At 65.5% G+C, this 21,265-nt stretch carries 22 protein-coding genes; 12 read left to right on the forward strand and 10 right to left on the reverse strand.

The features are described 5' to 3' along the window. Positions 1–165: 165 nt before the first annotated feature. From ACNFBT_RS15715 to ACNFBT_RS15740, 6 genes are all read left to right on the forward strand, one after another. Positions 166–705: a fimbrial protein gene (locus ACNFBT_RS15715; RefSeq protein ID WP_416750814.1), complete on the forward strand. Its 540-nt coding sequence runs from the start codon at positions 166–168 to the stop codon at positions 703–705. A gap of 91 nt (positions 706–796) precedes the next feature. Continuing rightward, complete coding sequence (locus tag ACNFBT_RS15720) at positions 797–1,543, forward strand: molecular chaperone (protein ID WP_416750816.1); 747 nt, start codon at positions 797–799, stop codon at positions 1,541–1,543. 496 nt (positions 1,544–2,039) lie between these two features. Next, on the forward strand, positions 2,040–4,583 hold the full coding sequence (locus ACNFBT_RS15725) for a fimbria/pilus outer membrane usher protein (RefSeq protein WP_416750819.1): 2,544 nt from the start codon (positions 2,040–2,042) through the stop codon (positions 4,581–4,583). Positions 4,584–4,618: 35 nt separating this feature from the next. After that, a complete protein-coding gene (locus ACNFBT_RS15730) occupies positions 4,619–5,644 on the forward strand; it encodes a fimbrial protein (protein ID WP_416750821.1) in 1,026 nt (341 codons plus the stop codon). A 104-nt stretch (positions 5,645–5,748) separates the two neighbouring features. After that, positions 5,749–6,732 (forward strand): fimbrial protein, encoded by a 984-nt coding sequence (locus ACNFBT_RS15735; protein WP_416750823.1) that lies wholly within the window; start codon positions 5,749–5,751, stop codon positions 6,730–6,732. A 211-nt stretch (positions 6,733–6,943) separates the two neighbouring features. Then, entirely contained in the window at positions 6,944–7,135 is a 192-nt protein-coding gene (locus ACNFBT_RS15740) for a hypothetical protein (RefSeq protein WP_416751211.1), read from the forward strand. A 460-nt stretch (positions 7,136–7,595) separates the two neighbouring features. Here the strand turns inward: ACNFBT_RS15740 and ACNFBT_RS15745 are convergent, their stop codons facing one another. From ACNFBT_RS15745 to ACNFBT_RS15755, 3 genes are read right to left on the reverse strand one after another with little or no spacing between them, the layout of a single operon-like run. Beyond that, positions 7,596–8,759, reverse strand: a complete 1,164-nt coding sequence (locus tag ACNFBT_RS15745) for an AAA family ATPase (RefSeq protein ID WP_416750825.1) — start codon at positions 8,757–8,759, stop codon at positions 7,596–7,598. A gap of 46 nt (positions 8,760–8,805) precedes the next feature. Further along, a complete protein-coding gene (locus ACNFBT_RS15750; protein ID WP_416750827.1) occupies positions 8,806–10,005 on the reverse strand; it encodes a benzoate/H(+) symporter BenE family transporter in 1,200 nt (399 codons plus the stop codon). 12 nt (positions 10,006–10,017) lie between these two features. Then, positions 10,018–10,620: a LysE family translocator gene (locus tag ACNFBT_RS15755; RefSeq protein WP_416750829.1), complete on the reverse strand. Its 603-nt coding sequence runs from the start codon at positions 10,618–10,620 to the stop codon at positions 10,018–10,020. Between the two features lie 172 nt (positions 10,621–10,792). Between ACNFBT_RS15755 and ACNFBT_RS15760 the strand changes: the two genes are divergently transcribed. After that, positions 10,793–11,434 carry a hypothetical protein gene (locus ACNFBT_RS15760; RefSeq protein WP_416750831.1) on the forward strand — a complete coding sequence of 214 codons (642 nt, stop codon included), beginning with the start codon at positions 10,793–10,795 and terminating at the stop codon, positions 11,432–11,434. On the opposite strand, the gene ACNFBT_RS15765 is transcribed toward ACNFBT_RS15760, so the two are convergent. Then, a complete protein-coding gene (locus tag ACNFBT_RS15765) occupies positions 11,431–11,874 on the reverse strand; it encodes a MarR family winged helix-turn-helix transcriptional regulator (RefSeq protein ID WP_416750833.1) in 444 nt (147 codons plus the stop codon). The two genes, ACNFBT_RS15760 and ACNFBT_RS15765, sit on opposite strands and share 4 nt — an antisense overlap. Before the next feature lie 82 nt (positions 11,875–11,956). On the opposite strand from ACNFBT_RS15765, the gene ACNFBT_RS15770 reads away from it, so the two are divergent. The 4 genes from ACNFBT_RS15770 to ACNFBT_RS15785 all read left to right on the forward strand — a co-directional run bounded on the left by ACNFBT_RS15770 (position 11,957) and on the right by ACNFBT_RS15785 (position 15,579). Further along, positions 11,957–13,123, forward strand: coding sequence for a PLP-dependent aminotransferase family protein (locus tag ACNFBT_RS15770; RefSeq protein ID WP_416750835.1), 1,167 nt, complete (start codon positions 11,957–11,959; stop codon positions 13,121–13,123). Between the two features lie 9 nt (positions 13,124–13,132). Continuing rightward, a complete protein-coding gene (locus tag ACNFBT_RS15775) occupies positions 13,133–13,735 on the forward strand; it encodes a glutathione S-transferase family protein (RefSeq protein ID WP_275607765.1) in 603 nt (200 codons plus the stop codon). A 435-nt stretch (positions 13,736–14,170) separates the two neighbouring features. Beyond that, on the forward strand, positions 14,171–14,632 hold the full coding sequence (locus ACNFBT_RS15780) for a bacteriohemerythrin (RefSeq protein ID WP_416750838.1): 462 nt from the start codon (positions 14,171–14,173) through the stop codon (positions 14,630–14,632). Positions 14,633–14,730: 98 nt separating this feature from the next. Continuing rightward, entirely contained in the window at positions 14,731–15,579 is an 849-nt protein-coding gene (locus tag ACNFBT_RS15785) for a cache domain-containing protein (RefSeq protein ID WP_416750840.1), read from the forward strand. 63 nt (positions 15,580–15,642) lie between these two features. Here the strand turns inward: ACNFBT_RS15785 and folE are convergent, their stop codons facing one another. The 4 genes from folE to ACNFBT_RS15805 all read right to left on the reverse strand — a co-directional run bounded on the left by folE (position 15,643) and on the right by ACNFBT_RS15805 (position 18,029). Next, a complete protein-coding gene (folE, locus tag ACNFBT_RS15790) occupies positions 15,643–16,188 on the reverse strand; it encodes a GTP cyclohydrolase I FolE (RefSeq protein WP_015476787.1) in 546 nt (181 codons plus the stop codon). A gap of 130 nt (positions 16,189–16,318) precedes the next feature. Continuing rightward, positions 16,319–16,876: a Smr/MutS family protein gene (locus ACNFBT_RS15795; protein WP_416750843.1), complete on the reverse strand. Its 558-nt coding sequence runs from the start codon at positions 16,874–16,876 to the stop codon at positions 16,319–16,321. 67 nt (positions 16,877–16,943) lie between these two features. Next, positions 16,944–17,261, reverse strand: a complete 318-nt coding sequence (locus ACNFBT_RS15800; protein WP_416750845.1) for a hypothetical protein — start codon at positions 17,259–17,261, stop codon at positions 16,944–16,946. 171 nt (positions 17,262–17,432) lie between these two features. Further along, a complete protein-coding gene (locus tag ACNFBT_RS15805; RefSeq protein WP_416750846.1) occupies positions 17,433–18,029 on the reverse strand; it encodes a cysteine hydrolase family protein in 597 nt (198 codons plus the stop codon). Positions 18,030–18,207: 178 nt separating this feature from the next. Between ACNFBT_RS15805 and prmB the strand changes: the two genes are divergently transcribed. Beyond that, positions 18,208–19,125, forward strand: coding sequence for a 50S ribosomal protein L3 N(5)-glutamine methyltransferase (gene prmB / locus ACNFBT_RS15810; protein WP_416750848.1), 918 nt, complete (start codon positions 18,208–18,210; stop codon positions 19,123–19,125). A gap of 161 nt (positions 19,126–19,286) precedes the next feature. On the opposite strand, the gene ACNFBT_RS15815 is transcribed toward prmB, so the two are convergent. Then, the gene (locus tag ACNFBT_RS15815; protein WP_416750850.1) at positions 19,287–20,072 is read right to left on the reverse strand and encodes a hypothetical protein; all 786 of its coding nucleotides are present in this window, start codon (positions 20,070–20,072) and stop codon (positions 19,287–19,289) included. Between the two features lie 47 nt (positions 20,073–20,119). Then, a complete protein-coding gene (locus tag ACNFBT_RS15820; RefSeq protein ID WP_416750852.1) occupies positions 20,120–21,151 on the reverse strand; it encodes an alpha/beta hydrolase in 1,032 nt (343 codons plus the stop codon). Between the last annotated feature and the right edge of the window lie 114 nt (positions 21,152–21,265).

The following is a 21,265-nucleotide window of genomic DNA, read 5'->3' on the forward strand; positions in this document are numbered from 1 at the left end:
GCGCAGCTATTCGTGCGTGAACGAGCGGGTCTTCAACAGGATTTTTCCTACACAGTGACAGGGGGATTACGGTAGGGCGAGTGAGCGGGTGAACCCAGAATCTACCCATCTCCTCCACCAACGACGGTGGTTGGGTTCCACTCACTCATGTAGGAAACCTGGCAAATGAAAAAGTCCCTGATCTCCCTCGCTACCCTGGCTGCCCTGGTCGCTTCCGTACATCAGGCCCAGGCCTCCGATGGCACCATCAACTTCAACGGCAAGGTGCAGGACGTTACCTGTACCATCAAGATCAACGGTGCCGGTACCGGTGATGGCACCGTCACCCTGCCGACTGTTTCCAAGACCTCCCTGGCGGGTGTCGGCACCACCGGTGGCGACACCAACTTCACCATCGACCTCTCCGGCTGCACCGGCAGCGAAGTCAGCGGTAACCCCGGCGTGGCGGTATTCTTCGAGCCGGGCGCCAATGTCACCTCCCAGGGCCGCCTGAAGAACACCGGCAGCGGCGCGCCGGAAGTCGACCTGGCGATCTTCCGCAACGGCTCGGCCCTGCAACTGGGTGCTGCACCGGCTTCGGCATTCACTAATATCTCGGGTGCCGGCGCCAGCATGCCCTTCACCGTGAAGTACTACTCCAACTCGGCCACCCCGAGTGCGGGTGAGGTGAAGTCCAGCGTGACCTACTCGATCGTTTACCCGTAAAACTGGCGCAATACCGGCAATGCTGCACGAGGGCCATCGCAACGATCGGCCCTCGTGCAGTCTGGATAGTCACTTTCAACGCGAGGTTCACATGAAACGTACATTGCTCGGTGGTCGCGCAGGGGCGCTGCTGATGGCGGCCTGCCTGATGATCGGTCAGGCGCAGGCCTCCATCGTGATTACCGGAACCCGCGTGGTCTACGACGCGGCCCAGCGCGAAGTGACGGTCAAGCTGAGCAATGATGGCCAGTCACCCATGCTGGTGCAGTCGTGGATAGACGAAGGCACGGTCCAGGCGACACCCGATACCTCCGCCGCCCCCTTCGTGCTCACCCCGCCCATCGCCAGGATCGACCCAAGCAAGGGACAGGCTCTGCGAGTTCGTTACACCGGGCAGAAGAGCTTGCCGCAAGACAAGGAGTCGCTGTTCTGGCTCAACGTGCTGGAGGTTCCGCCGTCGTCGGCCGAAGGGCAGAACAAGCTGAAGATCGCCTTCCGCAGCCGCTTGAAACTCTTCTATCGCCCTGCGGGATTACCGGGCAACCCCACGGCTGCGGCCGAGCAGCTGCAGTGGCGTCTGCAGCAGAAGGGGGCCGAGTGGACACTGGAGTGCCGCAACGACAGCCCGTACTACGTATCCCTGGGCAAGGTCAGCGTAAGCGGAGGCGGGCAGACCGTCAGTCCGGCGCTCGACATCAACTCCAGCATGCTGGCTCCCGGCGAACGCAAGGTGATGCCGTTGAAGAGCGCCGCCCTCGCTTCGGGCGCCAAGGTGGACTACACGAGCATCAGCGATCTGGGCGCCATGATCGAGCACTCCCAGCCCTTGAAGCCCTGACATCCGGCGCAGCTCCCTCCGCCACTGCCGGCCCGGCATTAGCCAGCCCTGCGCCGGACCGCCTTGCCCGGCCGCCTGCTGGCCGGCGCAGGCACCTTCGTTCGAAGAAGAATCGCTTCTTCGTCCCACTCGATAGCCAGCTATTGGTTGAGAAAATTCCTACGCATTTGACGGGAAGTTACGGTAGGGCGATTCGTGCGTCAGGCGGAGACTGAACCCATCGCTTCCGCACTTGCCGACAAGGCGGAGAGCACCTCAACCGCAGGGCTCATGCCATGAACATCTCGCTGAAGACCATTTCCGAAAGTGCCGGGCATCCCCGCCCACGACGACCATTCGCCGCGCGCGAGTGATCACCTCGCACTGATCCAGGCGGCCAGTCCCGCTTAGACCGCTTCCGACCACGCTCCTTCTGGACACCCGCCAATGCGCCGGGAGGAGCCCGTTTATGCCCGAGAACAAGGGGCCGTCCGCAGGACACCCACGAGGCTCAATCATGAACAGCACACGTCACCTCCCGTCTCTCAAGCTCATGACCTTCCAGCTCAAGCCGCTGGCGCTGGCCGTCTGCCTGCTGAGCGGCCTTTGCAGTGGCCTTGCACTGGCGGATGTGGATGAAGGCGAGGTGGCCGACTTCGAAAGCGACATGCTCTGGGGGCAGGGGGCACGCTCGATGAACCTGTCGCGCTTCCGTGAAAGCAATCTGGTCGAGCCGGGTGTCTACAACCTGGCCGTGCAGCTCAATGGAACGCCCGTCGGACCCCAGGACATCCGCTTCGTTGCCGGCGATCAACCCGGTCGTGGCAAGGCATGTTTCTCGCGCCTGCAATTGGAGCAGTTCGGCGTCAAGCTCGACCAACTGCCACAGGACAAGCTGACCGGCGACTGCCTCGACCTGTCGGCCCTCATCGAAGGCGCCAGCGCCAGCATCGATGTCGGTGAGCAGCGCCTGGACCTGAGCATTCCCCAGGCCATGCTGCGCCGCAACCCACGCGGCTACGTCAGCCCCGAGCGCTGGGACCGTGGTGTCAACGCCGGCTTCCTCGACTACAACCTCAACGGTTACCAGAGCAGCAGCCAGGGCAGCGACCAGCAGACCGCCTATGCCAGCCTCAATGGCGGGCTGAACCTGGGCGACTGGCGCCTGCGCCAGCGCTCGTCGCTCAACTGGGGGCAGGACGGCAAGTCCCTGCAGAAGCTGGCCACCTTCGCCCAGCGTGACGTCGACTCGCTCCGTTCCCAGCTCACCCTTGGCGACGCCTATACCGATGGTGACCTGTTCGACTCGGTCCCCCTGCGTGGTCTGCGCCTGAACAGCGACGACCGCATGCTGCCCGACTCCCAGCGCGGCTACGCGCCAGTCGTGCGCGGCATCGCCGCCACCAACGCGCGCGTCACCATTCGCCAGAACGGCTACATCATCCACGAGGAAACCGTCGCCCCCGGTGCCTTCGAAATCAGCGACCTCAACCCCGCCAGCGACAATGGAGACCTCGACGTCACCGTGACCGAGGCCAGTGGCCAGGAAAGCCGCTTCACCGTACCGTTCTCCTCGGTGGCCCGCTCCCTGCGCCCCGGCGTTTCGCGCTACACCGCAAGCGTCGGCCAGGTGCGGGACCTCACATACGGCTACAGCCCCTACGTCGCCCAGGCCACCTACCAGCGCGGCATCACCAACAGCGTCACCGCCTACACCGGCAGCTCGATCTCCGACGGCTACACCTCCGCGCTCCTGGGCGGCGTACTCAACACCGAGTACGGTGCCTTCGGCGCGGACCTGACCCAGGCCAGCACTGACCTGGAGGGGCAACAGTACAGCGGCCGCTCGGTGCGCATCAGCTACAACAAGATCCTGCAGAGCACCGGCACGCACTTCACCGTCGCGTCCTACCGCTACTCCACCGATGGCTACTTCGGCCTCAACGATGCCCTGAACGCGCGGGACCAGCTCCAGGAGTACGGCGACGAGAAAGGCGGCGCAGATGCCATCCGCCGTGCCCGCAGCCGCAGCGAAATCAACGTCAGCCAGAATGTCGGGCGCGGCTACCTGTTCGTCAGCGGCTCACGGCAGAACTACTGGAACGATACGGGTTCCGACACCCAGTTCCAGGCCGGCTACAACCACAGCTGGAACTGGGGCAGCGCCTCCGTCAGCGCCTCCCGTACCCAGGACGCCTTCGGCAATGCAGAGAACCAGATGCTGCTCAGCGTCTCCCTGCCCATCGGCGCGACTGGCAGCAACCGCCCGTACCTCACCAGCAGTGTCAGCCGCAGCAGCAGCGGCGCCAGCAACCTGCAGAGCACCTTGAGCGGCACCGCCGGCAATGACGGGCAGATCAACTACGGCATCACCAGCGCCTACGACAGCCCGGCCGACGGCCAGAATGCCGCAAGCCTGGGCGGCAATGCCCAATACCGCGACTCCTACGGCACCCTCAATGGTTCCGTGAGCCAGGGCCGCGACTACCGCCAACTGTCGGCCGGCATCGCCGGCTCCGTGGTCGCCCACCCCAATGGCGTCACCTTCGGCCAGACCCTGGGCGACAGCATCGCCATCATCGACGCACCCGGCGCCGTCGGTGCCCAGGTCAGCAGCGCCAGCAACGTCAAGCTCGATGGCAAGGGACAGGCCGTGGTGCCGTACCTGACGGCCTACCGGGTGAACACACTGGAGCTGGACCCCAAGGGACTGTCCGACGAGGTCGAGCTCAAGAGCACCACGCAGGACGTCGTACCGCGCAGCGGCGCCGTCATGCTGGTCAAGTTCGAGGCGGTCTACGGCCATGCACTGCTGATCCAGAGCCGCCAGAGCGACGGCAGCCCGCTGCCGTTCGGCGCCAGCGTCTACGATGAGAAAAATCAGGAAGTCGGCGTGGTCGGGCAGGGCGGCAAGATCTTCGTTCGTGTCGACAAGGACAAGGGAGAGTTGCATGTCCCGCTGGATGACGGCGGGCGCCAGTGCGTCATTACATATCGACTGCCACAACAGGGCGCTGACGGCGCCAAGCCAATGGAAACCTTGAATCAGCCATGCCAGTGACCAGCAGCAGTGACTGGTCTGGAAAGGGAGCAATGATGAGCAGAGATCATACAAGCGTTGCAACGGGATTGCTGGCTGCCGTGCTGCTCATCGGCGCGGTGCCGGGAGCGCAAGCCGTGGTGAAATGCACAGCCGCCGCCGGTGTGACACTGGACATGCCCGCCAGCATCAGCGTGCCTCGCGATCGCGGCCTGGGCACACCACTGAGCGCCTGGATCGAATCGGGCTACGTGGTAGGCGAGAGTGCCTGTACCTATACCGATCCAAACAGCGCCTATAGCCAGGCCCGAGGGGCACTGGTGCCTACCGGCAAGCGTATTAACGATTCGGGTATCGACTACCCGGTGTATGCCACATCCCTCCCTGGGGTCGGCGTCATTGTCGCTGCCAAGGATGCAGGGGCTGACTGGGTTGTGCTGGAGCCTACCGCGGTTGATCTTTACAAGGCTTCCTGGACCGCATGGGGGTTTCACGCCAAGGCTCGCTTGGTGGCCACGGGGGAGCCGATTGGTACGGGGACCGTGGCCAAGCTGACCATTGGCGAACATTTCATCGCTGAAAAAAGCAATGGCTCCAAATCCGCCATCTTCCCGGTCTATATGTCTGCCACCAATGTCACGAGCTCCACATGTTCCGTGGAAGCGGGTTCGGTGAGCATCCCCGTCGATCTGGCGATCACCAGCTCCTCAAAACTCCAGGGGCCGGTGGGCACCACGGATGGCAACGCGAGCTTCAATATCCGCCTCAATTGCAGCACGGGCATGAACGTCTACATGACCCTCAGTGACGCCAACAATCTGGGCAACAGCTCCGATACCCTGACGCTTAGCCCCAGCCCGGTTCAGGCCACGGGTGTGGGGATTCAGGTCCGGCGTAACGGCACGCCGATACGCTTTGGCCCCGACGCTTCGATGGCAGGCAACACCAACCAGATATCGCTCGGTGCTTCGCCCAACGGTGTGTTGACCATTCCCTTCACTGCCAACTACATCAAGACGGCGACTACAGTACGTCCCGGCGAGGCCAATGCCGTGGCTACTTATACCCTGTCTTATCAGTAGGCCTTACCGGCGCTCCCTGGACGGGGCGGACGGACCCGAAAGCGGAATGCTCCTGACGCGTGTGCTTCACTGGTCCACCAGGAGCCAAGACAGGAGGAACTGGGATGTATAGCTGCAAAACAGGACGAGGGCCGCTTGAAGGAGTATTTCTTGTTCTGTCCATGGTATCGAGCACCGGCGCATGGGCCGCATGCAGCTTCTCCGGCGGGGCGGTTTACCGGGAGTACACCGTCACCATCCCGTCGATCACCATTCCACGCAACGCGGCCGTCGGCACATCGCTGGGAACGGCCCAGACGGCAGCCATTCCTGCCACCTCCGTGTTTGCGAGCTGCACGGCGCCGGGAATGGTCTCGCGTACCGTGACTGGCACCACGCAGATTACCGGCGATCCCAACTTCACCTACGCCACCGACGTTCCCGGAGTCGGTATTCGCTACTACGACGGAAATACCTCGGGGTACCGGCGCTATTGGGGAAAAGGCCCCTCCGAGTCGTGGGCGGGCACCTGGTCGTGGGGCTCGTCCTTCCTTGGCGCCGAACTGGTCGTCACGGGCCCCGTCGGCACGGGGGTGGTCAATGAAATTCCTACCGCCACGTTCAGCCTCGATGGCTTGCGAGTCGCCACCATCCGCTTGCTGTCCGGTACCGCCATCACCGGCAGGACCTGCAGCATCACCAGTACCACAACCAACGTGACCCTGCCGACCGTCAGGGTCAGCGACTTTTCCCAGGTGGGGGCCACCGCCGGAGAAAAGGCATTCAGCCTCAACCTGGATTGTTCCATGGCCGGCACTGCCAACGCGTTCATCACCTTCACCGACAATGCCCAGCCCGGTAACACCGGCAACCGCCTCACACTGTCGCCCGGCTCCAGCAGCAAAGGCGTGCAACTGCAGTTGTATCGGAACGGCGTTCCCATTTCCTTCGGCCCTGATGCCGCCGCGATGGGTACCACCAACCAGATCAGCCTCGGTGCCGCCACCAGCCTCTCGCAGATTCCGCTTACGGTGCGCTATATCCGCACGGGCGACGTAGCGCCGGGCAGTGTTTCCGCTGTCGCCACCTTCACCCTGTCGTACCAATGATGGAGTGGCGTGCAAGCGATGCCCTGGCATCTGGGCATTCCATCCCGTCGGCGGAGATTCCCCTTTGCTCCAATCGTCCTCAGCAAATGGGACGAGGTACGCGGGAAGCGTCCTGCACAGGCTTCGGAAGAGCCTCTAGCAGGCCGCGTTGCTGCGCCTGCATGGCCGCCGGTTAGGTCTCCGGGTCGCGACGGAGGACTGCCAGGGCGCCATGGAGGAAGCCGTTCAACGGGTCGAGCGCGGGTGCGTCGAACACCACAAATCCAGCCTGTGGATCGCGCTCTTCATCGGCCGCGGCAAGCAGGAAGGAGGCTGCCGGCGCATTGCCTATGAGACGGCGTTCCTCTGGCGGTTGCAGCAGCGGCTGATGGCCGGTGCGGCCGGGAAACTCCAGGGAGACTGATGGATTTTTCTGGCTCCAGAACTGATGGTTCATCGCGGACGAAGTCTGCTCCTACAGGCCTACCCCGGCACGGACCGCTTTCTTAGGAGCTACTGTCTTCTATGGTAAGTCCGTGCCACTGAATTCCCCTCACCCCAGCCCTCTCCCAGAGGGAGAGGGGGCAGATTGTGCCGGCTGACGCAGTGGTTTCATCCTGCACCGAACGGTCCCCTCTCCCGCTTGCGGGAGAGGGTTAGGGTGAGGGGCTCTTGATCTCGTACAAGCGGACCCTTTCCGCGAAATCCATAGCGGAGGAATCCCGAGAGGCAGGTGAATGCCAATGCCTTGCGCACATTCGACGGGCGCCGGCCCTGCCGGCGGATCGCGGATAAGATCCGCTCCTACGAAAGCCTGCGCGCCGGTCCTGACCTGTAGGAGCGACGGGTTGCTCCCACACAGAGTTGCAAATCCTCATCGCCCGTCAATCCGCCCAATGCCACGCTGGGGCATCGAACATGCCCTGGTCGCGGATGCGCGTCTGGCCCAGCTCCTTGTCCAGGTGCAGGCAGTTGCACTCGGGGTGTTCCTCCAGGGTGGCAATCAGCCGGCTGGCGTGGGACACGACCCAGACCTGGGTGTGCTTCGACGCCTCGATGATCAGCCGCCCCAGCGCCGGCAGCAGATCCGGGTGCAGGCTGGTTTCCGGTTCGTTGAGCACCATCAGCGACGGCGGGCGCGGGGTGAGCAGGGCGGCGATCAGCAGCAGGTAGCGCAGGGTGCCGTCGGAGAGTTCGGCAGCGCTCAGCGGGCGCAGCAGGCCGTACTGCTTCAGCGCCACGGCGAAGCGGCCGCCGGGCTGGCAATCGATCTGCAGTTCGGCGCCGGGGAAGGCGTCGGCGATGGCGGTCTCCAGGGCGCGGGCGTCGCCGATTTCGCGGATGGTTTGCAGCGCGGCGGCGAGGTCTCGGCCATCGTGGTGCAGCACCGGTGTGCGCGTGCCCAACTGAGGTTGGCGTGCGGGGGCGTCGGCGTCGGTGCGGAAGTGGTCGTAGAAACGCCAGCCGCGAATCTGGTCGCGCAGCAGCAGCGCTTCGGGGCAGTCCGAGCCGCTGCCGATCTGGGTGAACAGGCTGTCGAAGGTCGGGATGTGCTGCTCCAGCACCTGCCAGCTGCGGCCTTCGCGGGCGCGCAGCATCGGGCCGTTGCGCTCCACCAGCAGCGAGGCGGGGCGGTACCAGGGGCCGGCCCAGATGCTCTCGTGCTTGATCTCCGGGTCCAGGCCGAAGGCGCTGACCACCGGCGGTGGCGGCAGGCCGAGGGCGATGGCATAGCCGAAGTCCTCGCCGGCAAAACCCAGCCGCAGGCGCTTCACTTCGTTGCGCGGGCCGCCCTGGACTTCCACTTCGCCCGTGCGCATGCGCCGCGAATGGGTTTCCGGCCCGGCCCAGAAGGTGGATTCCAGTCCGCCCTCGCGGGCCAGCGCATTCACCACGCCGCCTTGCGCTGTCTCGGCGAGTAGGCGCAGGGCACGGTAGAGGTTGGACTTGCCGCTGCCGTTGGCGCCGGTGATCAGGTTCAGCCGGCCCAGGGGCAGCACCAGCGAATTGATCGAGCGGTAGTTGGCGACGGCCAGGGTGTGCAGCATGCGGGCGATCCGGTTCGGAGATTCGCCCGATGCTAGCAGAAGGGTCTTACGGCGCGCGGCGCCAGTTCAGTACCAGCTGTGTCAGCAGGCCCGCGACCAGTCCCCAGAAGGCCGAGCCCACGGAGAACAGGGTGAAGCCCGAGGCGGTGACCAGGAAGGTGACCATCGCCGCTTCGCGCTGGCGCGCTTCGGCCATGGCGTTGGTCAGGCCATTGGTGATCGAGCCGAGCAGGGCCAGCGCGGCGATGGACAGCACCAGCGCCTTGGGCAGCGCGGCGAACAGCGCGGCGAGGGTGGCGCCGAAGATGCCGGCGACGCCGTAGAACAGCCCGCACCAGAGCGCGGCGGTGTAGCGCTTGTGCGGGTTCTCATGGGCTTCCGGGCCGGTGCAGATGGCCGCGCTGATGGCCGCGAGGTTGATGCCGTGGGAGCCGAAGGGCGCCAGCAGCAGCGAGGCGATGCCGGTAGTGGAAATCAGCGGCGAGGCGGGCACCGGGTAGCCATCGGCGCGCAGCACGGCGAGGCCCGGCATGTTCTGCGAGGCCATGGCGACGATGAACAGCGGGATGCCGATGCTGATGGTGGCGGCCAGGGAGAAGCTCGGGGTGGTCCACACCGGGCGCGCGACTTCCAGCTGGAAGTGGCTGAAGTTGAGCAGGCCGAGGAAACCGGCCAGGGCGATGCCCACCAGCAATGCGGCAAACACCGCGTAGCGCGGCGACAGGCGCTTGGCGATGAGGTAGCTGAGGAACATCGCCACCACCAGCAGGGTTTGTTGTTCGGCGGCGTGGAGGATTTCGACGCAGATGCGGAACAGCACGCCGGCCAGCAAGGCGGCGGCCAACGAGCCGGGCACCTGGCGCATCAGGCGGTCGAAACTGCCGGTGACGCCGCACAGGGTGATCAGCCCTGCGCAGACGATGAACGCGCCGATGGCCTCGCCATAGGGCACGCCGGGCAGGCTGCTGATCAGCAGCGCGGCGCCGGGAGTGGACCAGGCGATGACGATGGGCGTGCGGTAGCGCAGGGTCAGGCCGATGGTGGTGAGCGCCATGCCGATGGACAGCGCCCAGATCCACGAGGAAATCTGCGCGGTGGAGAGGCCCGCCGCCTGGCCGGCCTGGAACATCAGCACCAGCGAGCTGGTGTAGCCGGTGAGCATGGCGACGAAGCCGGCAACGATGGCGGCGGGGGATGAGTCGGCCAGCGGGCGCAGGGGCGTGGAGGCAGGGGTGGTGTTAGTCATGCACGGATTCCGTCAGGCGCTGGTGAGCAGCGGGTAGAGCGAGGCGACCAGCAGGGCGGCCATGCCCAGGTTGAACAGGCGCAGGCGCATGGGATTCTCCAGCCAGCGCCGCAGCAGGCTACCGAGGATAGTCCAGACGCCTACGCTGGGCAGGTTGACCACGGCGAACAGGGTGGCCAGGAGGATCACGTTGCTGATGAAGGCGTCGGGCGGCAGGTAGGTGGCGATGGCGCCCACCGCCATGACCCAGGCCTTGGGGTTGACCCACTGGAAGGCGGCGGCCTGGAGGAAGCTCATCGGCCGTGCGTTGTGCTCGCCGGTTGCCTGGGGAGCGCCTGAGCGGGCGATCTTCCAGGCGAGGTAGAGCAGGTAGGCGCCGCCAGCGTAGCGCAGCGCCTGGTAGCTCGCCGGGAAGCGCTCGAACAGCTGGTGCAGGCCCGTGCCCACGGCGACCACCAGCAGCAGGAAGCCGATGCTGATGCCGAGCATGTGCGGGAGGGTCCGGCGCACGCCGAAGTTCACGCCCGAGGCCAGCAACATCATGTTGTTGGGGCCGGGGGTGATGGAGGTGACGAAGGCGAACAGCACGAAAGCGCCGAGGAGTTCGATGGGCATGGCGGAGTACCGGTTTTGTTCTTGTGCAGACTGATTGTGTTTGCAGACTACTGCCGGTGGTGGGGGCTGTCCCGTAACAGCCAGTGGCCGAGTGGGCCGTACAGTCGCGGTGGCAGGCGCCGCCGTGGCGAAGTATGTTGCAGCTCCATCGTCAGCCTGGAGCCAACGGTCCATGGAGCAGAATCCTTACGCCGCCCCGAAGGTGGAGCTGGTGGACGCGCGGGCGCCGGAGCCTTTCCTGCATGGGCGCTGGAATGCCGGCGGGTTGCGGGTGCTCGCGGGGCTGAGCCTGGCCCTGCTGTTGACCGAGCTGGTCCTGCTGGGGATGTCGATCGTCAATCGACTGCCGGGCCTTGAGGCCGTTCCGCAGCTGGAGGTGTGGCTGAGTGTGCTAAGCGTGTTGCTCGGCTGCTTCCTGACCTGGCGCTGCACCCGCTTCCTCGAGGACCGCTTTGGTGCCCGTGGCCTGCGCTGGCCGATGGCGATCTCGATCGCCATGGCGGTGCTGATGCAGCTCCACAGCATGGTGTTCGACGTCCAGTTCAACGAGGTCCACAGCGCCGCGACGCTGGTGTTCCTGCTGATGTTCCTGCCCAGCGGCATCGCCCAGCTCTGGTACGGCATCCGGGTGCTGAAGATTCCGCTGCCTTACCCGTCCGTGAAGGTGATGGGCTGGTTCGACGTGGTGGTCGGCGGCTGCCTGGCGACCGTCATCCTGTTCGTGCCCGGCACGCTGCTGGCGATGGCCAGCGCCATCCCGCTGGCGCTGATGTTCCTGCGCGGCGCGCGGGAGCTGGATGGCGTGACGGGTTAATCCCGCTCCTGCGGATGGGCGATGGCCTGGTTCACTGCCATCCAGCCCCGGACCGCATCCTCGCCGGCCTCGCTGAAGGCGCGCTGCAACAGGCGGTCCTGTTCGCGGCGCAGGGCCTTCTCCAGCTTGCTGCCTTCGGGCGTCAGTTCCAGCAGGCGCTTGCGCTTGTCGCTGTCCGCCGCTTCGCTGCGGATCAGGTGCATTTCCAGCAGTTGGCGCAGCGGGGTGTTCAGGGCTTGCTTGGTCACGCCCAGGGCGGCCAGCAGCTGGCTGACGCTTAGGCCCGGATTGCGCGCGATGAAGAACAGAATGCGGTGGTGGACGCGGCTGAGCCCGCGGCGGGCAAGCATTTCGTCCGGTTTCGCGGTGAAGGCCCGGTAACTGTAGAAGAAGGCTTCGATGGCCTGGAGTTGCAGTGCGCTTTTTATTAGGTCAGGCATATTGACGTATCCGTCTCGGGCGTCGTAGCTTCGGTCAAGCAGTTTGACTCATTCTTCCGTGCTCACGCTACCGGTGACCCCCATGGCCTTCTCCGAACGCATTGCCCGTCTGAAAAGCTCCCTGATCCGTGAAATCCTTGCCGCGGCGCAGCGCCCGGAAGTGATGTCCTTCGCTGGTGGCCTGCCCGCCGAGGCCATGCTGCCGAAGGTCGACTGGGATGCGATGCCGGTGGGGATGGGGCAGTACGGCATGAGCGAGGGCGAGCCGGCGCTGCGCGAGGCCATTGCCGCCGAAGCGCGAAGCCTGGGCGTGCCCTGCGAGGCGAGCCAGGTGCTGATCGTCAGCGGCTCGCAGCAGACCCTGGACCTGGCCAGCAAGTTGTTCATCGATCCGGGCACCGAAGTGCTGCTCGAAGCGCCGACCTATCTCGCTGCCTTGCAGGCCTTCCAGCTGTTCGGCGCCCACTGCCTGACCGTGCCGCTGGGCGCCGAGGGGCCGGACGTCACCGCGCTGCGCCAGCGCCTGGAAACCAGCAAGCCAGCCTTCGCCTACCTGATCCCGACTTTCCAGAATCCGTCCGGCGTGCGCTACAGCGAACAGCGCCGCGATGAGGTGGCCGTCCTGCTCGACGAGTTCGGCGTGACCCTGATCGAGGACGAACCCTACCGCGAGCTGGTGTTCGACGAGGGTGCCGCGACCCCGCTGGTCAGCCGCCTGAAGAAGGCCAGCTGGATCTACACCGGCACCGTCTCCAAGACGCTGCTGCCGGGCCTGCGCGTGGGCTTCCTGATCGCCACCCCGGACCTGTTCCCGCACCTGCTGCGCCTGAAACAGTCCGCCGACCTGCACACCAACCGCGTCGGCCAGTGGCAGGCGCTGCAGTGGTTCGGCACCGAGGCCTACCGTGGCCACCTGGCCGAGCTGCGCGACTTCTACCGCATCCGCCGCGATGCCATGCAGGCGCAGCTGGAGGAGCACTTCGCCGATCTGGCCGAGTGGAACGTGCCGCAGGGGGGGCTGTTCTACTGGCTCAAGCTCAAGCAGCCGCTGGATACCCGCACGCTGCTGGACGCCGCGCTGGCGCAGAACGTAGCCTTCATGCCCGGCGAACCCTTCTTCACCCAACCGGATGCCAACCCCGGCTACCTGCGGCTGAACTTCAGCCATGTGGCGCCGGAGCGCGCGGGCGAGGGCCTGCGCCGCCTGGCTGTCGTGATCCGCGACGCACAAGCCGCCAAATCCAGCTGAGGAGCGACCATGTACACCGTCTACGGCGATCAACTCTCCGGCAACTGCTACAAGGTCAAGCTGGCCCTGCACCTGCTCGGCCTGCCTTACCAGTGGCGCGACATCGATATTCTCAAGGGCGAGACCCAGACCCCCGAATTCCTGGCGAAGAACCCCAACGGCAAGGTGCCGGTACTGGAGCTGGAAGACGGCACCTGCCTGTGGGAATCCAACGCCATCCTCAACTTCCTCGCCGATGGCAGCGAGCTGCTGCCCAGCGAACCGCGCCTGCGCACCCAGGTCCTGCAGTGGCAGTTCTTCGAGCAGTACAGCCACGAGCCCTATGTGGCGGTGGCGCGCTTCATCGAGTTCTACCTCGGCCTGCCCGAGGAGCGCCGCGAGGAGTACGCCAGTTGCCACAAGGGCGGCTACAAGGCGTTGAAGGTGATGGAGAAGCAGCTGGAGCAGACGCCCTATCTGGTGGGCGACCGCTATTCGATTGCCGACATCACCCTGTACGCCTACACCCATGTGGCGCACCAGGGCGGTTTCGACCTGTCGAATTTCCCGGCGATCAATGCCTGGCTGGCGCGGGTGGCCGATCATCCCCGGCACGTCACCATGCAGGACTAAGCGTCCCGCCCCGCACCTGAAAACGCCGCTTCCCTGAAGCGGCGTTTTTGTTTTCCCGGCGGGAACAATTTTCTTGGCATCCGTAGGGCGTACAACCGTTCGCGGTTGTACGCCGATACACCGTGCACATCATCGGCACCCTTGCCACCCTCGGAGTGCCCCGAAGCTGCGGCTTCGGGCCGGTCCCGGCGTGCTCATGGTCAAGCGGCGTATAACGTCGAACGTTATACGCCCTACGCCATTTCGAAGAGTCGGCGCAATCCGACCTTCTAATAAAAAACTTGCAAGATCATGCACTTAGGTAATTTCCACTTGACCCGCATCATGGCAACGATCCGCCGCCATCCCTAACCTTGCCCGGCTGCATGCGGTCGTTCCGATGTGGCCGGGTGCGAGTCGCAGGCAGTGTCGTCGCCCGGCGGGTGAGGGGGAAAGATGGCCTATCTGGTCTGGCAGGAGGATCTCGATACCGGGATTCAGGTAATCGACACGCAGCACAAGCGCATCGTCGAAATGATCAATCAGCTGCACGAGGCGCAGGCGCAGCATGACCGGGCGCTACTGGGCAACGTGATCGAGGAGCTGGTCGACTACACCCTGTCGCATTTCGCCTTCGAGGAGACCCTGTTGGAGGACTCCGGCTACCAGTTCACCCGCGCCCACAAGAAGGTGCACGAGCTGTTCATCAAGCGGGTTTCCGACTACCGCATGCGCTTCGAGTCCGGCGAGGACGTGGCGGATGAACTCAAGGGCCTGCTGGGCCGCTGGCTGTTCAATCACATCCGTAGCGACGACGCCAATTACGTTGAGGCGGTGAAGGCCAGCATGCAGGAGCTGACCCGCGACCAGAGCCAGGGAGGCTGGCTGTCGCGCTCGATGAAGCGCTTCTTCGGCTGAATCGCCGGGGAAATCGGCCCTGTCGCGACGCGAAACCTCCAAGGCTATCTATGCTCAGTGCTACATAACGAGAAGACATGCCATGGGGGTTCATCGGTATGAAAACGCTGTTGAAATCGCTGTTGCTGGTTTCCCTGCTGACGTCTGCATTTTCCCTGTTTGCCGCGCAGGCCACGGCCCCGACCGAGGCCAAGCGCGCCCAGGCGCTGCTGGCCAAGGCCGTGGCCTACTACAAGAAGGAGGGCGACAATGCCTTTGCGGCATTCAGCCGCCAGGGCGAGTTCGTCGATGGTGATCTCTACGTCTTCGTGCTGGACAGCAAGGGCACCATGCTGGCCAGCGGCGGGCCGTCGGTGGTGCTGATCGGCCGCGACATGTCGACGACGCTCGATCCCGCCCTGCGCCAACAGTTCGCCAAGACGCTTGCCCAGCCGGTCACCGGCAAGGTCCAGCAGACGGACTACCGCTGGAAGAACTGGGCCGATGGCCGCACCGAACGCAAGCACGTGTACTACGAGCGGGTCGGCGACCGCTTCATCGCCACCGGCTATTACATACCGCGCGCCACGCCGGAGCGGGCGATGGCGATGCTGGACAAGGCGGTGAAGGCCATCGAGGCCGACCCTGACGGCACCTTTCGCAAGATCAATGCGCTCGATCGAAACTTCATCGAAGACGATCTCTATGTTTTCGCCGTCGATCTCGATACCTCGAAGTTCGTCGCCCACGGCTTCAACAGCCGTATGGTCGGCACCGACTTCGCCACGCTGAAGGACCCGGGCGGAAACCCGGTCGGGCACGCCATGCTGGAGTTGGCCCGCGGCCAGGGCGAAGGGGAGTTCGCCTACCAGTGGCGCAACCCGGTGACCACCCAGGTGGAGAACAAGCACGCCTTCCTGCGCAAGGTCGGCCATTACATGGTCGCGGTGGGTTACTACACGCGCTGATCGGGAACGGCAGGTAGAAAAAAACCGGCCCTCGGGCCGGTTTTTTCATGGCGGCGGTTCGGCTCAGCGGATCAGGCTGAGGAACTCGCTGCGGGTGGCGGCGTTTTCGCGGAATTCGCCGAGCATCACCGAGGTGACCATCGAGGAGTTCTGCTTCTCCACGCCGCGCATCATCATGCACATGTGCTTGGCCTCGATCACCACGGCCACGCCCAGCGCGCCGGTGACCTGCTGCACGGCCTCGGCGATCTGCCGCGACATGTTTTCCTGGATCTGCAGGCGACGGGCGTACATGTCGACGATGCGCGCGACCTTCGACAGCCCCAGCACCTTGCCGTTGGGGATGTAGGCGACGTGGGCCTTGCCGATGAAGGGCAGCAGGTGGTGTTCGCACAGCGAATAGAGCTCGATGTCCTTGACCAGCACCATTTCACTGTTGTCGGAGCTGAACAGGGCGCCGTTGACGATCTCCTCCAGCGTCTGCTGGTAGCCACGGCAGAGGTACTGCATGGCTTTGGCGGCACGCTTGGGCGTGTCGACCAGACCTTCGCGGGTGACGTCCTCACCGAGCTGGCTGAGGATCGCGGAGTAGTGTTGTTCCAGGGACATGGATCTACCTGTGGCAATGACAAATATGAGAACCGTGGCGCAGGGTAGGGCGCGCGGCTGTGGCTGGCAAGGGCGGAGTGCCGGTTGGCGCGTTATGGCGGCCGCGCTGTCGCCAATCGTTCGGCCCGGCTTACTCGTCCCGGCCTTCGAGCATGGTCCGCCGCAGCATCACATAGATGGCGCCGGTGCCTCCGTGGCGCGGCAGGCAGGAGGCGAAGCCGAGCACCTGCGGATGCTGGCGTAGCCAGGTATTCACGTGGCTTTTCATCATCGGGCTCTTGCCGTCGATGCGCGCGGCCTTGCCGTGGGTGACGCGGACGCAGCGGACCTCGAAGCGGGCAGCTTCGGCGATGAAGTCCCAGAGCGTCTCGCGGGCCTTTTCGATCTTCATGCCGTGCAAGTCGAGGCTGCCCTCGAAGCCTATCTGGCCGGCCTTGAGCTTGCGCATCTGGCCTTCCTGGACGCCATCACGGGCCCAGTAGAGTTCGTCCTCGGGGCCGACGTCGATGACGAACTGGTCGGAGAGGCCGTCCACCCGGATGTTCTCGACGCGCACGGTCGCGTTCTGCCGTAGCTCCTTGAGTTGCTTGCGGTCGGCCTTGGGCTTGCCGGTATCGGCCTGGTCCACGGCGATGCGCTTCACGCCGCGCATCTCGCGGCTGAACAGGGAAAAATCGTCGTCTTGCATGCGCACCTCCACGAAGAGCCGCGCAGTTTAACGGATCACACGGAGCTTGCGGATATCCGCAGGCCGCTCAGTCGCGCTTCTTCATCAGTCTCGGCGACAGGCTCAGGCCCTCGCGGCCGCGTGCCCGGCGGCGGGCGGCGCGCCAGAACATCACCCCCAGCCACAGGCCGAGCAGGCCGATGACCAGCAGGACGGCCCCGGCACCCGGCTCAATGTGCAGCACGCCCACGGCAGGCTGGCGCCGCAACAGCGCGGCGACGCCGGCCATCGCGGAAAGAATGCCGAGGGTGGCGATCACCGCGGCCAGGGCGGCGGCGAAGCGCCAGCGCCAGCGTCCCGGACGCTTGGGACGCAGGGTGCGCGAATAACTATCGGACAACTTCATCCCGACTTCCTCATCTGGTGAACGAGGCTATGACCGGTCAGGGCTGGAAGGGGTTCCAACCCCGGGGTCGGGAGGCGCGGCTGGCTGGGTTGCAGCCGGGCCGCGGGCTCTGCGCCTTAGCTGAGCCTAACCGCTGGCGGTTGTGGCTGCCGCCCGTCGGGACGGACGGTGTCAGACCAGGGCCTGGGCCTGCGAGACCACCGCGGCGAAGTTGTCGCCCAGGGCGGCGATTTCGGCCCGGTGCAGTTCACGGGCGGCAAGCACGCCGCCTTCCGGAGTGGGGATGTCGCGGGTGGCGCAGGCGGCGTCCACCAGGGTGCAGCGGTAGCCGTAGTCCTTGGCGGCACGCACGGTGGTGCTGATGCTCGAATGGGTCATGAAGCCGCAGACGATCACGTCGAGACGGCCGTTGGCCTGCAGGCGGTCATGCAGGTCGGTGCCGGCGAAGGCGTTGGGCAGGCGCTTGTCCACCACCACTTCGCCCGGCAGCGGGGCGAGCTCGGGGAGGAACTGGCCGCGCGGGCCCTGCGGGTCGAGCACGCCGCCACGCACGCCCAGGTGGTGCACATGGACGATCGGGGTGCCCATGGCCCGGGCCGACTCCAGCAGCAGACGAATCTGCGCCACCGCTGCATCCAGGTCCGGCAGGGCCAGCACGCCGCTGCGGTACTCCTCCTGGGCATCGATGATCAACAGAGTGCTCTGGCGCAGCGCGGCCGGCGGATACCCGCGTCCACTGATCTGCAGCATGCTGAGCGGATGGGACATGTCTCAACTCCTGATAATCCACGTGCCACCATTGTGGGCTGTAACGCGCCCCCTGTGAATCTTTGCGAACTCGCTCCAAAGTGGTATTGGCAATATCAACGATAGCTGGTCGGGGCGCGCCAGCGGGTCGCCGTTCCGGTAGAATGCGCCCCTTTTTGCGAGCTGCGAGGACTGCGCCGTGACTCAATCCCGTTTGCTGACCCTGCGTGACCACATCCGCTGGGCGGTCAGCCGTTTCCACGCCGAGGAGCTGTTCTTCGGTCATGGCACCGACAACGCGTGGGACGAGGCCCGCCAACTTGTGCTCGGTGCGCTGCATCTGCCGTGGGAAATGGCCGATGCCTACCTGGACTGCCGCCTCGAGGATGAAGAGCGCGAGTACGTGATGCACCTGCTGCGCCGGCGTATCGAAGAGCGCGTGCCGACCGCCTACTTGTTGGGCGAGGCCTGGTTCTGCGGGTTGCCGTTCGTGATCGACGAGCGCGTGCTGGTGCCGCGTTCGCCCATCGCCGAGCTGATCGAGCGCCGTTTCGAGCCCTGGCTGGCGGTCGATCCGGCGCGCATTCTTGATCTTTGCACCGGCTCGGGCTGCATCGGCATCGCCTGCGCCAGCGCCTTCCCCGATGCCGAGGTGGTGCTGGGCGACCTGTCCTTCGATGCCCTGGAAGTGGCCAACATCAACATCGAACGTCACGAACTGGGCGAGCGCGTCTACACCGTGCAGGGCGATGGCTTCGCCGGCCTGCCGGGGCAGCGCTTCGACCTGATCGTGTCCAACCCGCCCTATGTCGACGCCGAAGACTTCGCCGACATGCCCGCCGAATACCACCACGAGCCGGCGCTGGGCCTGGCCTGTGGCGACGATGGCCTGGACCTGGTGCGGCGCATGCTGGCCGAGGCGGCGGACCACCTGACCGAGCGCGGCAGCCTGGTCGTCGAGGTGGGCAACAGCCAGGTGCACGTGGCGGCGCTCTATCCGGAAGTGGACTTCACCTGGCTCGACTTCGAGTACGGCGGCCATGGCGTATTCCTGCTCTCGGCCCAGCAGTGCCGGGATCATCAGGAGCTGTTCAAGGCGCGGGTGAAGGGGGCGTGAGGCAGGGCGTATAACGCTCCGCGTCATACGCCGCGTGGCCCTGGTCGCGGTTCGTTCGAGGTCCGGCTGGGCCATGGAGTGATTGGTGGCTTGGGTGTGTCGGCGTACAACCGCGAACGGTTGTACGCCCTACGTTTCCGGACGTCTGGGCAGGCCGCGCTTCAGTGCGTGGCGATCCAGATCAGCAGCCCCGCCTGGAACACCGCGAACACCGTCAGGCAGGCGATGGTGAAGCGCAGGCTGGTGTCGTCGCGGCGGAAGGTCTCGATGCGCTGCTCCAGGCGGCGGATTTCGCTGGCCTGGGTGGCGAGGTTGTGGTCGGCGGCTTCGAGCATGGCGGCGGCGTCCAGCAGCGGCAGGATCTGCACCTTCTCCTTGTGCCAGTCATCGTACAGCTCGCTGACCCGGCCGACGCTGTAGCGCGCCTTGAGAAGCCCCGAGTCCTCGTAGATCACATCGAAGCCCTGGGCGCGCAGGAAGTGATCCCGGCGCTGGCGGGCCTCTTCGCTCACCGCGTCCTTCATCGCCAGCGCACCACCTTCTACCCGGTAGTGCGACCACTTCTTCTTTGCCCAGCCCACCCCTTGCGCCAGCAAGAAGCGGCCCAGGCCCCGGTTCATCGGCTCGGTGGCGAAGCCCGAGTCGGCGCCGAAGCGGATTTCCTTGTTGCGGTGGTCCGCCCAGACCTCCAGCAGGTTCACTTCCTTGCGCAGCATCTGTCCCGGCAGCTGGATGGTCAGGCGCAGCAGGCTCTGTTCGCTGCTGTGGCGTTCCACCCGGCCGAGCTGGACGAAGCGCAGCGGGCGCGCGCCGGTCGAGCGGTCGGTGGGCAGCGGCGCCAGGCGCAGCAGGCGGTAGTGCTCCGGGGCCAGTTCCGCCCACGGGTGGGGGCGGGCAGGGATCTGGGCGGCACTTTCGTCGAGGGGAGTGGGTTCGGCTTGGTTCATGGAGCGATCCTCGGGCCCGGTGGGCGTGACCGGGGTTGTCCCAGGGGTTATCGACAGATCTCGACGTTTCTTGAGACGTTCGCTCCAGATAAGGCGAGGGTGGCGTTGGGCAGGGTGCGGGTGGTCTTCACGAAGGCGACGATGCGCTGCACCAGCTCCCGCGCCAGAGGCAGGTTGGGGTTGTTGTAGGAGGCCAGCTGCTGCGGGCCGCTGGCCGGGACGATGCGCAGGATGTGGTTCATGCCGTCGATCAGGTACAGCTCGCTGTCGGGCTTGGCCTGCTTGAGCGCCAGGGCGTCTTCTTCGCCGACCTGGATGTCATGCCGTCCCTGGAGGATCAGCGTTGGCATCTTCAGCGCGGCGAAGGCGCGGGCCGGGTCCTGGTGGAACAGCGAGATCAGGTAGGGCTGCACGCTGGGGCGGAACAGCGCCAGCAGCGGCTGCGGCACCCGTGGCTGCAGCTGGCCGGCGTTGAGGTCGTCGATCAGTTGGTTGGCCTGCGCCAGCAGGGGCGGCGGCAGGCGGCCCTGCAGTTGCTCGCGCAGCACCTCGCCGATGGGGCGGGAGCTGCCGGAGATCGAGACCAGCTCGTCGGCGTGGGACCTGGGCGCCGCCAGGCTGGCGATCAGTGCGCCCTCGCTGTGGCCGATCAGCACCTGGCGGCCGAAGCGCGGGTCGCGCGCCAGCCGGTCGCTCCAGGCGATGACGTCGGCGACGTAACCGTCGACGCTGAGTTCTTCCTCCCGTGGCGCCGCCGCCAGGCTGCGGGCCACGCCGCGCTTGTCATAGCGCACGCTGGCGATGCCGTTCTCCGCCAGCGCTTCGGCCAGCTTGCGCAGGTAGCCGTTGTTGCCGCCCTCGGGGTTGTTGCCGTCGCGGTCGGTGGGGCCGGAACCGGCGATCAGCAGGGCGACCGGCGGCGGGGTTGCGCTCTGCGGCAGCAGCAGGGTGCCGCGCAGCACGCCGTGGCCGGTGTCCAGGTCGTAGGGGCGCTGCAGGATGCTGCTGGGAGCGGCTTGCGCGGTCGATCCGAGCAGGCTGGCGAACAGGCAGAGGCAGAGGAGGGCGAGACGGCGCATCGATGACTTCACGGTGGAGGTGATGGCGCTTTGATCCTCAATACCCGCGAAGGTTCGCAGGGCGGATTGACGCAGGTATACTGCTCGGCCATTTTGATCCCCTGTCTTCCGCGG

The sequence above is a fragment of the Pseudomonas sp. NY15181 genome (assembly GCF_048068055.1).
Classification (GTDB): domain Bacteria; phylum Pseudomonadota; class Gammaproteobacteria; order Pseudomonadales; family Pseudomonadaceae; genus Pseudomonas.

Bases quoted from the DNA above. Each gene is read 5' to 3' on its own strand.
- ACNFBT_RS15730 (WP_416750821.1), top strand. From the start codon at position 4,619: ATGAGCAGAGATCATACAAGCGTTGCAACGGGATTGCTGGCTGCCGTG.
- ACNFBT_RS15800 (WP_416750845.1), bottom strand. From the start codon at position 17,261: ATGAAGTTGTCCGATAGTTATTCGCGCACCCTGCGTCCCAAGCGTCCG.
- ACNFBT_RS15765 (WP_416750833.1), bottom strand. From the start codon at position 11,874: ATGCCTGACCTAATAAAAAGCGCACTGCAACTCCAGGCCATCGAAGCC.
- ACNFBT_RS15820 (WP_416750852.1), bottom strand. From the start codon at position 21,151: ATGCGCCGTCTCGCCCTCCTCTGCCTCTGCCTGTTCGCCAGCCTGCTC.
- ACNFBT_RS15770 (WP_416750835.1), top strand. From the start codon at position 11,957: ATGGCCTTCTCCGAACGCATTGCCCGTCTGAAAAGCTCCCTGATCCGT.
- ACNFBT_RS15780 (WP_416750838.1), top strand. From the start codon at position 14,171: ATGGCCTATCTGGTCTGGCAGGAGGATCTCGATACCGGGATTCAGGTA.
- ACNFBT_RS15785 (WP_416750840.1), top strand. From the start codon at position 14,731: ATGAAAACGCTGTTGAAATCGCTGTTGCTGGTTTCCCTGCTGACGTCT.
- ACNFBT_RS15805 (WP_416750846.1), bottom strand. From the start codon at position 18,029: ATGTCCCATCCGCTCAGCATGCTGCAGATCAGTGGACGCGGGTATCCG.
- ACNFBT_RS15815 (WP_416750850.1), bottom strand. From the start codon at position 20,072: ATGAACCAAGCCGAACCCACTCCCCTCGACGAAAGTGCCGCCCAGATC.
- ACNFBT_RS15715 (WP_416750814.1), top strand. From the start codon at position 166: ATGAAAAAGTCCCTGATCTCCCTCGCTACCCTGGCTGCCCTGGTCGCT.
- ACNFBT_RS15775 (WP_275607765.1), top strand. From the start codon at position 13,133: ATGTACACCGTCTACGGCGATCAACTCTCCGGCAACTGCTACAAGGTC.
- ACNFBT_RS15725 (WP_416750819.1), top strand. From the start codon at position 2,040: ATGAACAGCACACGTCACCTCCCGTCTCTCAAGCTCATGACCTTCCAG.
- ACNFBT_RS15740 (WP_416751211.1), top strand. From the start codon at position 6,944: ATGGAGGAAGCCGTTCAACGGGTCGAGCGCGGGTGCGTCGAACACCAC.
- ACNFBT_RS15750 (WP_416750827.1), bottom strand. From the start codon at position 10,005: ATGACTAACACCACCCCTGCCTCCACGCCCCTGCGCCCGCTGGCCGAC.
- folE (WP_015476787.1), bottom strand. From the start codon at position 16,188: ATGTCCCTGGAACAACACTACTCCGCGATCCTCAGCCAGCTCGGTGAG.
- ACNFBT_RS15760 (WP_416750831.1), top strand. From the start codon at position 10,793: ATGGAGCAGAATCCTTACGCCGCCCCGAAGGTGGAGCTGGTGGACGCG.
- ACNFBT_RS15795 (WP_416750843.1), bottom strand. From the start codon at position 16,876: ATGCAAGACGACGATTTTTCCCTGTTCAGCCGCGAGATGCGCGGCGTG.
- ACNFBT_RS15735 (WP_416750823.1), top strand. From the start codon at position 5,749: ATGTATAGCTGCAAAACAGGACGAGGGCCGCTTGAAGGAGTATTTCTT.
- ACNFBT_RS15755 (WP_416750829.1), bottom strand. From the start codon at position 10,620: ATGCCCATCGAACTCCTCGGCGCTTTCGTGCTGTTCGCCTTCGTCACC.
- ACNFBT_RS15745 (WP_416750825.1), bottom strand. From the start codon at position 8,759: ATGCTGCACACCCTGGCCGTCGCCAACTACCGCTCGATCAATTCGCTG.
- ACNFBT_RS15720 (WP_416750816.1), top strand. From the start codon at position 797: ATGAAACGTACATTGCTCGGTGGTCGCGCAGGGGCGCTGCTGATGGCG.